The organism is Microvirga arvi (genome assembly GCF_016892765.1).
In the GTDB taxonomy this organism is placed as follows: domain Bacteria; phylum Pseudomonadota; class Alphaproteobacteria; order Rhizobiales; family Beijerinckiaceae; genus Microvirga; species Microvirga arvi.
In genome coordinates this window covers 59125-68392 of the sequence record NZ_JAFEMD010000031.1, presented here as the reverse complement: position 1 = coordinate 68392, position 9268 = coordinate 59125, and the positions used below count along the sequence as shown (strand labels likewise).

Sequence of the window (9268 nt, the reverse complement as noted above, 5' to 3'; positions counted from 1 at the left end):
GCGTTCCTCGGGTGCGCATCATCGAGATGGCTCCTGTGCTCGCCCTTCTGCTGCTCTGCCTCGGCCTCACCGTCGGCGGCGGTCCCGCCATGCGCTACATGGAGGCGACGACGAAGGCACTTCACACCCCGAAGGACTACGTCGAGGGCGTGCTGGGCGCACAGAGGGTTGGATCTACCAATGGGGAGGCACGCCCGTGAGCTGGCTTCTGCCGTATCCTCTGCTGTCGGCCGCTCTGGTCGCCCTGTGGCTTCTGCTGAACCAGAGCGTTTCGGCCGGCCATGTCATCCTGGGAAGCGTGATCGCCATCCTCGCGTCATGGATGATGGCGGCCCTGCGGCCCGAGAAGCCTCGAATCCGTCGACCCGGCACGATCCTGCGACTCGCTGGCCTCGTGCTGCTCGACATTCTCCGCTCGAACGTCGCCGTCGGTCGGATCATCGTGCGCTCCCGGGAGCCTGGGGTGAATGCGGGCTTCATGACGATCCCCCTCGACCTGCGCAGCCGCAACGGGCTCGCGGTTCTTTCCATCATCATCACCTCGACCCCGGGCACGACTTGGGTGAGCTACGACGCCGCCAAGGGCACCCTGCTGCTGCACGTGCTGGACCTGGTCGACGAGACGGTGTGGATCAGGACGATCAAGGGCCGCTATGAGCGGATGCTGATGGAGATCTTCGAATGAGCGCTCTCGTCATCCTCAGTTGGGCCATCACCATCGCCCAGGTTCTGCTCGGCCTGGCCATGTGTTGCGCCACCTTCCGTGTCGTCGCGGGTCCGCGGGCGCAGGATCGCATCCTCGGGCTGGACACGCTCTACGTGAACGCGATGCTGCTTTTGCTGACGTTCGGTATCCGTACCGGGAGCACGCTGTATTTCGAAGTGGCCCTCATCATCGGCCTTCTCGGTTTTGTCTCGACCGTGGCGCTCGCCAAGTTCCTCATGCGCGGAGAGGTCATCGAATGAACGTGGCCGACGCAATTCCCGCCTGGGCGGCGCTGCTGACGTCGCTCTTCATATTGGTGGGAGCAACCATCACACTGATCGGATCGCTTGGTCTGCTGCGGCTCGGGACATTCTACGCCCGGGTTCATGCACCCACTCTCGGCACAAGTCTCGGAATGGGGAGCATCCTGGTCGGGTCTGCGCTATACTTCAGCGTGCTCGAAGCACGTCCGGTCGTTCACGAGATCCTGATCGCCGTGTTCGTCACCCTGACCACCCCGGTGACCTTGATGCTGCTCGTCCGGGCGGCGCTCTACCGCGACAGGACGGAGGGCAGCAGGGACGTTCCAGCGGCCGCGATCGTGAAGGATCTCATCCCTCCGCAGGAGGGATCTTGATCGGCCTAGCCTTCGTTGTCCTCGGCTGGCGGACCAGTCCCTAGCCGACAGGCTTCCGAAGCCGCACCCCTGGGCCGGCGTCGTCGGGCGGGATCAACAGCGCTCCGCCGCGTTCCAACGCCGCTACGATCTGGCATGCGGTCGCGTTGTGCAGCAAATGACGCCCATTCTCGAAGTCACGAATAGTGCTGCGCGAGACGTCCGCCCGTTCGGCGAGTTCCTCCTGGGTCCAGTCCAGGAGGCCACGGGCGGCACGGCACTGCGCGGGAGTGAGTGGCGGCATTCGAATGAGTTCTGCCTCGGTCCTGAAATTGCCCAATATGGTTGCATCTAGGCCTTTTCGCGCCGGGTGCAAGAGATTGGCCGGTTGGAGCGAGACGTTGGCCCCAGTATTGAAGGTCGGTCGACGTGGCCCTGGGAGACTGTGGCGGATCTGAGCCTCTTGCCGCGTGCACGAAAACGAGAGGGAGAGGAGAAAGCATCACAAGGCTTTGGCGCCGGATCGCCGTCGCTACTGTCAGAACCGTGGTTTCTGTAGGCACCCGGAACTGGCGAACAGAGTCGCGTTGACTTGTGTGATACGACAACTCGCTGACGATACCGGCAGAGTGATCGCGATGTTATTGGCCGATGGGCCAAGTGGAGGGGCAAGTTCGATCGGATCGAAGGCGTTCCTCGGCACGTAGGTCGAATCGGCGAGATACAGCGGGATGCGTCCGTAGGTGCTGCGCGGCGTCACTCTCAAGACGAGAGGACCGCTCTGCCCAACCTGTCGGGAGCGGGGTTGAGAATCCGCAGGCATAGGAGTGATCACGAACACAATAGCGGTCAGGGCGACGATAGCAGATGAGCAATGCATGAGCTGTCCTCCTCCATACGAACACGTCCGTGCATGATCCCCATTGCGGATTCCTTCGCGACACCGGCTGTTCTATCCGATGGGCACTGCATGAGGATGAGACTACGTCATCTGACAGCGTCCGCTTGACCTTAATCGCCATCTGCTTGACGCTTTGGGACACTGATCGCCGAAAGAATCCGACTCGGGGATCTTCGTGCCCGGACGAGACTATTTGATAGGAGCCGGTTGTCCCAATCAGGCAACCGAAAGTCCTCATCGATCAAGCAGACGGGCATGACACGCCTATGATGGTAAATTTCATGGCGGTGAAAGCCAGGTCGGACCGCTATGGAATCGGACGAGGCTTATCATGAGAGACACTTTGGTTGTCGTCGACCTCGGCCGGCGGGGATGACTCAAGACGAGGTGTGAAAACCGAGCGGCGGTTGGATAGCCATTCGGGCCGCCTCAGTGAGGATCTGCGTCGAGTACTCCGGACCGAATTGCTGAAGGGACCCTGCACTACGCGCGAGATCGCCCGCCTCCTCTCGATTCACCCCCGCACGCTGAGCCGGCATTTGGCGCTCGAGGGCGTTTCTTTCCAGCAGATCGCCGACGAGATCCGTTTCGCGATTGCATGTGACCTGCTGGCCAATACAGCGCTTGCTCTGAACCAGGTCGCGGTCATGCTGAAGTTTTCGGAACCGAGCGCCTTCACGCGGGCCTTCCGGCACTGGTCCGGGCAGTCACCCTCGGCGTGGCGCGTGAGTCATCAACGGAGCCCGAGACTCCCCGGGAGGCAAACGATAGTTCGCTCCGCTGAAGGACCGCCACGGAAAGCGAAACCCGAATGAACACGAGGTTGTCATGATCCAGAAGGCTCATTTCGCGACCCAGATTCGGATCACCACTGCGCTGGAGGATCTGGGATGACCGGCTCCTATCGTGGAACGACCCGGGCCGCCTCCCGCATCCGCAAGGGCTTGCTCATTGCGGCCGTCGGGCTCGGGGGCTATGCGCTACTGGCTTATGTGGTGTTGCCTTCGGTGTGGACCCACTACGAGCACCAGCGCGGGCTCGCAGGGCGGCCCATGGTGACGCACACGAAGCAGGGTATCCCTGGTGGCCCACTCAATGTCGGCCTTGTCGGCTCGCACGAGGATATCGTTCGCGCCATGCACGCGGCCGGATGGTTCCCGGCCGATCCGATCACGCTGCGAAGCAGTATCGGGATCATCGGCAGCGTGCTTCTCCATAGGCCCGACGACAATGCTCCGGTGAGCCCCCTCTTCTATCAGGGGCGGCAGGAGGACCTCGCCTTCGAGAAGCCCGTTGGTTCGAGTGCCGATCAGCGCCATCATGTCCGGTTCTGGAAAATCATGGACAGCGGTGATGAAGATCGACCCGTCTGGCTCGGATCGGTGACGTTCGACCGCAGTGTCGGTCTGAGCCGCTACACGGCTCAGGTCACCCATCACATCGCGCCTGACATCGACGCCGAACGCGATCACCTGATCAATGATCTCGTGAGGGCCGGAATGGTCACGACGCGCTATCAGGTCTCCGGGGTTGGCCCGACGCTGAACGGCCGCAACGGAGAAGGCGACCCCTACTACACCGACGGCGAGATCTGGATGGCCGTACTTGTCGTAGCGGGAGAGAAGCGGTCGCAGCCTCCGACCGAGTTGGCCAATTCGGCACTTGTCACGGCAAAGGACGGGATCTGGAATGCCGTCGCCAGCACGCTGGGCAACTGATGGAAATCATCCTCGGGAAGACTGCCTGTCTCAGAAAGTCCAGAGATTGTCTTCATCGGTAAAGCGGCCCTCTACCGATCAGGCATGATCAGCGTCGGGAGGCCTTCCCGCACTATCCCTTATCCCTTGTCGAGGCCTCCTTAAACTCAGCCCCGTTCGGAGAAAGACCGAACGGGGCCCTTTCGCAACCGACTGCGCCAATGGGGCTCTCTCGCAGGCGTGTCTGAAACAGGCTTGGGCTTGCCGCTCAACGTTTTCAGGCAAGATACTATCTTAAGCGTGACAATCGGTTGGCATGTGCATGAATCGACGCAGCCGGTGACACCAAGAAGTCTGCAATGGGGGCTCCCGCGAGACTAACTCGTATTGAGGAGAACTGCCGATGCGTTACGCAACCATTGTCGTTCTGACCGCCGCCGTCGCGTCTTTGGCCATTCCCCAGGATGCTGCGGCTCAGAGCCGTCTGCGGCAGGCCCCACAATCCCTCGGACAGGGCAATCCGCTGGTCCTGCGGGTGAAGCCTCGCAGTTACTTGGACCCGGGCCCGGTGGTTCCTGTTGGATCGATCAATCGTGGCATCAGCGGCTATGCGCAAACGCAGGCCTATCTACTGAGCCCGGACTATGCGCCAAATCGTGATCGTTTTGGACTGAACCTTCTACCGGACCCGATCACCAACGGCCCCTTTGTCGGATCGCGCAATCCCTTCGGGCCGATCGATTACGTCGCCCCGCCAGGCCTGGTAAGGTAAGCGAAGTGGAGGCGCGTTTCGGGCGATCCGCCGAAACGCGCCCGACATGCTGTGCAGCGGTCGGTCGAGAGCCGAGAATTTCTCCAGAGCCTTGCCAATCGCAGAATGCGCCTGATTCCTGCGCACAGGTGGGCCCTGCGGTTGTTCGTCTTGACACATTCAGCACAACCGCAGGGCCTTATTTCGCACGCTCGGCGAACCGGAGGCTCGCCTTCCCGTGTCAGAGATCCAATGGTTCCTTATCGTGCGCACTCCACGGGCACCCTGGTGGTTCCGTCAACCAGAATGGTACGGCAGGGCACCCCGTTGATCATTTTGATCTCGTGAGGAGCGGCGTAGGGGAAGAGGGAGTCGGGCGTGCCCGAAATAGCTCGACCTGAGATGACCGGTCCGCTCGGCTCCTCGACACGAATGCTCCCCGTCGTGCCCGGATCGAAAGTCCCAGTCGCAACCGCGCCGGCGCACTGCACCGGAACCCGCGTGGTGCCGTTGACGAGAATCGTGCGGCAGGGCACGCCGTTGATGATCTGGACCTCGTTCGGAGTGGCATAGGGGAAGAGCGAGCCGGGCGTACCCTGAATGGGATTAGGCTGGGCCTGCACGGCCGCAAGCCCTGCAAAGGTCACAAGACCGAGCCCGGCGAGAATCGCAACTGTCCTCATGGAAGCCTCCTATCCGCATTGTGCGATGTCTGCGACGTGCATGAGGCGCTGCGGATCCACCCATGCCACTTGACGTCGATGTACACACCTTGGTTGGAGAAGCCGTGATGCCGAAGGCAGTCCACGGACGGGGTTCTGCTTACTGGAAGCATCACAGATCCCAACTACGTGCGCAGAGGACATCATAGGCTGATCCAGCCGCCCTGCTTGACCACTCGGGCCATTCGCTTACCAAATGCGGACATCAGTGCCGTATCCGGTTCAACTGAAACCGGAGGCAGCATCCAAGGACAAACATCCTAGGCCTCACCACAGCCGTCGATTGGTGTCTTGACCTGAACCGAAACCTCGGCTGCTATGACATGGCTGGCGGGGTTATGGATTAGCGATCCAAAGGGGGAGCGATGCGGTACCTTTCACATCGGCTGTCGTCAGGCATTATTGTCCCACTGGGCCTTCTCGCCGCGAGCATAAGCGATACGCAAGCCGCAGACTTGGGACCGCCTCCTATCGTTCCGGTGATCGCGGCTCCCGCTCCGCCCAGCTGGACCTTTCGGTTGACACCCTATGGCTGGCTCACCGCGTTGGACGGCACCCAGACCGTGCGCGGACGCTCCGTGAAGGTCGATGCTAGCTTCATCGACATCGTCGAGGAGAGCGACACCCTCGTGGCCTTAATGGGCGACTTCGAGGCCCGTAACGGTCCCTTCGGTCTCCTGGCAAACGTGGTCTGGAGCAAGATCGGCGTGGAGCGGGACAATGTTCGGAGCCGGACGCTGGCACCGGGCATCACGGGAACGCTCGGCACGTCCCTCAGTCTCGACATCGAGATGGCCATCGCCGAAATCGGTGCCGCCTACGAGGTCGCGCGCTCAGGCCCGCTCGCGTTCGACATCCTCGCCGGCGCCCGCTACTGGTATCAGGAAGGGGATCTGTCATTCGGCGTGACGGGCACGGTTGAGGTCGGCGATCTCGAGGTGACCGGCGCCAGAGCGTTCGCTCGTTCCGGCTCGGTCGACTGGCTCGACCCCATGATCGGAGCCCGTGTGCGCTATGCGTTGGCACCGGGTCACGAACTCCAGCTACGAGGGGACATCGGAGGGTTCGGGGTCGGAAGCGACTTCTCCTGGCAGGCTATCGGCGCCTACGGATTCGAACTCGGCACCTACCAAGGCGTCACCTTCTCGGGCGTAGTCGGATACCGGGCGCTTTATGTCGACTATGTCCAGGGCGAAGGACGCCAGCGCTACGAGTTCGACATGCTCCAGCACGGACCGATCCTCGGCATCAGCGCACGGTTCTGAGAGCGGTCAAGCTGGATCGTTGACTGACAATTCATGATCCCGGGCAGTGTGGGAGGGTGTGGCCTGCAGCGGCCCAGGCGGCGGCACACCATGTGATGCCTTGAAAAGTCTCTGAACCTCCTGTCCGCATTCTAGCCTGCCGTCTTCACACCAGTGCTTGACCGATGGAGAGGCTGACTTGGCAATTCGGGACAGGAGCTTGCGGCATGCCGGACAAGAACAACGTCTGGATCTGCCTCGATGTCCACACTGGTCGATTTCTTGTCCTCTTCCGTCAAGCCGACCCATGCCGCAGGTGGTAATCTGACCTTGAAATGGCTTCCATGCAGGAGAGACGACAATGCTGCGCCTCATGTTGCTCGCCGCACTCGGCATCCTGGCGACCACCACACCGGGCTGGGCTCAGGGTCCCAATCCTCCAGTCCGCGACGGTGAGATCGTGATCCCGTCGGAACGGACCCTCGAACGGGAAGCGGTAACACAGCCGCGGAACGAATTTTCGACGAATGATGCGATCGCCACCCAGCAGATGGAACGGCAAAATAAGCGGATCGACCGTGAGGTCGAAAAGGGGATCTGCTCGGACTGCTGAGGAGCGCTCTTCGGATCAACAATAGGGGCTGCTGTCTCCCGCCCGGCATCCTTCCCTCGATCAAGGCTATCCCCGGATCTCTGCCTTGCTGATCTGTCGCCCGTTGTGGTTCTGCGATCCAGCAACTGGATGACTGGATCGACCCGGACCGTGTTCCATGCGCCAAGCCGCCGGCGATTGCCCCGCCCAGCGGCGGAAGGCTCGCGTGAAGGCGCTCGCCTCGGAATAGCCGAGCGCCACGGCAATCTCGCTGAGCGGGATCTTGGTCTGGCTCAACAACTGGCGGGCGATCTCGAATCGGGTCTCGTTGACAAGGCTCTGAAAGCCTGCACCCTCGGCTTGCAGATGCCGGCTCAAGGTGCGGCGATGAACGGCGAAGCGATCCGCAATCGTCGCGGCCGAGCAACGGGTCGTCAGGATCTCGGTTCGCAGCATGCGGCGCAGGCTGTCCTTCCAGTCGCCCGCTCCGGCGGCCTCAAGTTCCCGAACATGGGCCTCGAAAACTTGGCGAAAGATCGGGTTCGCGCCCACGATGCGGTGGTCAAGCCAACGGGCCGGAAAGACCAGGGTGGCGGTTTCCTGATCAAAACGCACGGGCGCCTTGAAGAAGCGCCGGTACGGTCCCGGATCGGCGGGCAGGCGTCGGGGCAGCAGCACCTCCTCAGGCACCCAATCCGGCCCACACAGCGCCCGTAGCACATTCGTTGCCATCGCCATGGCGGCATCCGAGATCTGTTCAGGACCCTCGACGCCCTGCTCATAGATCGCATAGCCCAAGGCGACCACGTCCCCGTAATCCAGCAGCGTAGGGGCAGCACCACGGTCATGGAGATGCAGGTGTCTGACATAGGCCGACAGGGCCTCACCCACTGTCGCCGAGTGTTGCAGCAGGCCTCCGATCGGGCCTAGCGATGAGAGCGTTCCTCTCTGGCCGAGAAGAAGTCCGAAGTGCGGACAATGTGTGTGTACGACACAGGCCGCGAGCAGGCGTCCCAGGGCCGCATACGGAATGATGTTGTTCTCGTCCTCGAAGAGCCCCGGGTCCAGGCCGACCTGACGGATTACGTCGCCAGGATCCACCCCGAACTCGCGCAGGAGGGGACAGACTTCACATGCAACGCCGATGCGGATCACACCTTTCGTTCCCGCCTGCCGGGCGGCTCCATGCGCAGGCACATTCGTTGCCAAGCCGCTGAAGTCCACCTGATCAGGAGGGCATACGAACACATGTTTGGACATCGGTCTCATGCCAGCCTCCTATCAACGAGGAGCATCCCTGCTCTATCCTGGATCAGGTACCGGAAGGATCGGCAGCTCGGAATACCGACGGCGGCACGAACGAGGGTCATGATCAGGCCTCCACAAGCCCGTTGCGGATGGCATAGCGGATCAGCGCTGCCGTCGTTTCGAGGTTGAGCTTGCGCAGGGCCAGCGCGCGATGGGTCTCGACGGTCTTAGTGCTGATACTAAGGATATCGGCAATCTGCTTGTTGGTCCTGCCCTCGGCGATGAGCTGCACCACAGCCTTCTCGCGCGAGCTCAGCACGGACTCGTGCGTGCATCCCTTCGCCAAGTAGCTCTCGAGCAGGGCCTCGGAGACATTGCCGGTGAAGAACGGCTTATGGGCCGCCAGGCTCTCCACCGCCGAAACCAGGAACTGCCGGGCGTCGGACTTGAGCAGGAAGCCGCGGGCGCCTGCCTCGAGGACATCCCTGACCAAGCTGTCTGTGTCGTGCATGGTGAAGATCAGGACCTCGACGCCGGGCACGCGGGCCTTGATCTGCCGGGTGGCCTCGACACCGTTCAGCAACGGTAGGCCGTAGTCGAGGACCACGATATCGGGCCGGATCGCCAAGGCTTGGTCAATGGCCTCTTTGCCATCCCGCGCTTCGCCAACGACCTCCCAGCCTTCATGGCCCTCCAAGATGGCCCGGACTCCGGAGCGGACCACGTCGTGATCGTCGGCGATCAGGATGCGCGTCATCGCGAGACTCCCCTCCGGCGACCCGGTACAGCGC

The 9268-nt window shown here is 62.0% G+C and carries 12 protein-coding genes and 1 pseudogene; 9 read left to right on the top strand and 4 right to left on the bottom strand.

The features are described 5' to 3' along the window. The 4 genes and pseudogenes from ILT44_RS18805 to mnhG form a co-directional block, all read left to right on the top strand. Nucleotides 1-200: pseudogene (locus ILT44_RS18805) on the top strand (monovalent cation/H+ antiporter subunit D); the annotation flags it as partial. Further along, a complete protein-coding gene (locus ILT44_RS18800) occupies nucleotides 197-685 on the top strand; it encodes a Na+/H+ antiporter subunit E (protein ID WP_204241146.1) in 489 nt (162 codons plus the stop codon). The pseudogene ILT44_RS18805 and the gene ILT44_RS18800, both read left to right, overlap by 4 nt. After that, the gene (locus ILT44_RS18795) at nucleotides 682-966 is read left to right on the top strand and encodes a K+/H+ antiporter subunit F (protein ID WP_204241145.1); all 285 of its coding nucleotides are present in this window, start codon (nucleotides 682-684) and stop codon (nucleotides 964-966) included. Before ILT44_RS18800 ends, ILT44_RS18795 begins: the two co-directional genes overlap by 4 nt. Beyond that, entirely contained in the window at nucleotides 963-1343 is a 381-nt protein-coding gene (gene mnhG, locus ILT44_RS18790; RefSeq protein WP_204241144.1) for a monovalent cation/H(+) antiporter subunit G, read from the top strand. The genes ILT44_RS18795 and mnhG overlap by 4 nt, the downstream gene beginning before the upstream one ends. Before the next feature lie 40 nt (nucleotides 1344-1383). Here the strand turns inward: mnhG and ILT44_RS18785 are convergent, their stop codons facing one another. Further along, nucleotides 1384-1626: a helix-turn-helix transcriptional regulator gene (locus ILT44_RS18785; protein WP_204241143.1), complete on the bottom strand. Its 243-nt coding sequence runs from the start codon at nucleotides 1624-1626 to the stop codon at nucleotides 1384-1386. Nucleotides 1627-2612: 986 nt separating this feature from the next. On the opposite strand from ILT44_RS18785, the gene ILT44_RS30980 reads away from it, so the two are divergent. The 3 genes from ILT44_RS30980 to ILT44_RS18770 all read left to right on the top strand — a co-directional run bounded on the left by ILT44_RS30980 (nucleotide 2613) and on the right by ILT44_RS18770 (nucleotide 4692). Beyond that, on the top strand, nucleotides 2613-3038 hold the full coding sequence (locus tag ILT44_RS30980) for a helix-turn-helix transcriptional regulator (RefSeq protein WP_204241142.1): 426 nt from the start codon (nucleotides 2613-2615) through the stop codon (nucleotides 3036-3038). 75 nt (nucleotides 3039-3113) lie between these two features. Further along, complete coding sequence (locus tag ILT44_RS18775; RefSeq protein ID WP_204241141.1) at nucleotides 3114-3941, top strand: LssY C-terminal domain-containing protein; 828 nt, start codon at nucleotides 3114-3116, stop codon at nucleotides 3939-3941. A 382-nt stretch (nucleotides 3942-4323) separates the two neighbouring features. Next, nucleotides 4324-4692, top strand: coding sequence for a hypothetical protein (locus tag ILT44_RS18770; protein WP_204241140.1), 369 nt, complete (start codon nucleotides 4324-4326; stop codon nucleotides 4690-4692). A 239-nt stretch (nucleotides 4693-4931) separates the two neighbouring features. On the opposite strand, the gene ILT44_RS18765 is transcribed toward ILT44_RS18770, so the two are convergent. Then, on the bottom strand, nucleotides 4932-5354 hold the full coding sequence (locus ILT44_RS18765; protein ID WP_204241139.1) for a hypothetical protein: 423 nt from the start codon (nucleotides 5352-5354) through the stop codon (nucleotides 4932-4934). Nucleotides 5355-5911: 557 nt separating this feature from the next. Between ILT44_RS18765 and ILT44_RS18760 the strand changes: the two genes are divergently transcribed. Beyond that, a complete protein-coding gene (locus tag ILT44_RS18760; protein ID WP_204241138.1) occupies nucleotides 5912-6658 on the top strand; it encodes a hypothetical protein in 747 nt (248 codons plus the stop codon). Between the two features lie 340 nt (nucleotides 6659-6998). Further along, entirely contained in the window at nucleotides 6999-7250 is a 252-nt protein-coding gene (locus ILT44_RS18755; protein ID WP_204241137.1) for a hypothetical protein, read from the top strand. 66 nt (nucleotides 7251-7316) lie between these two features. Here ILT44_RS18755 and ILT44_RS18750 read toward each other — a convergent pair whose 3' ends face one another. After that, the gene (locus ILT44_RS18750; protein ID WP_204241136.1) at nucleotides 7317-8498 is read right to left on the bottom strand and encodes an AraC family transcriptional regulator; all 1182 of its coding nucleotides are present in this window, start codon (nucleotides 8496-8498) and stop codon (nucleotides 7317-7319) included. Nucleotides 8499-8601: 103 nt separating this feature from the next. Continuing rightward, nucleotides 8602-9234: a response regulator gene (locus tag ILT44_RS18745; protein WP_204241135.1), complete on the bottom strand. Its 633-nt coding sequence runs from the start codon at nucleotides 9232-9234 to the stop codon at nucleotides 8602-8604. Nucleotides 9235-9268: the final 34 nt, after the last annotated feature.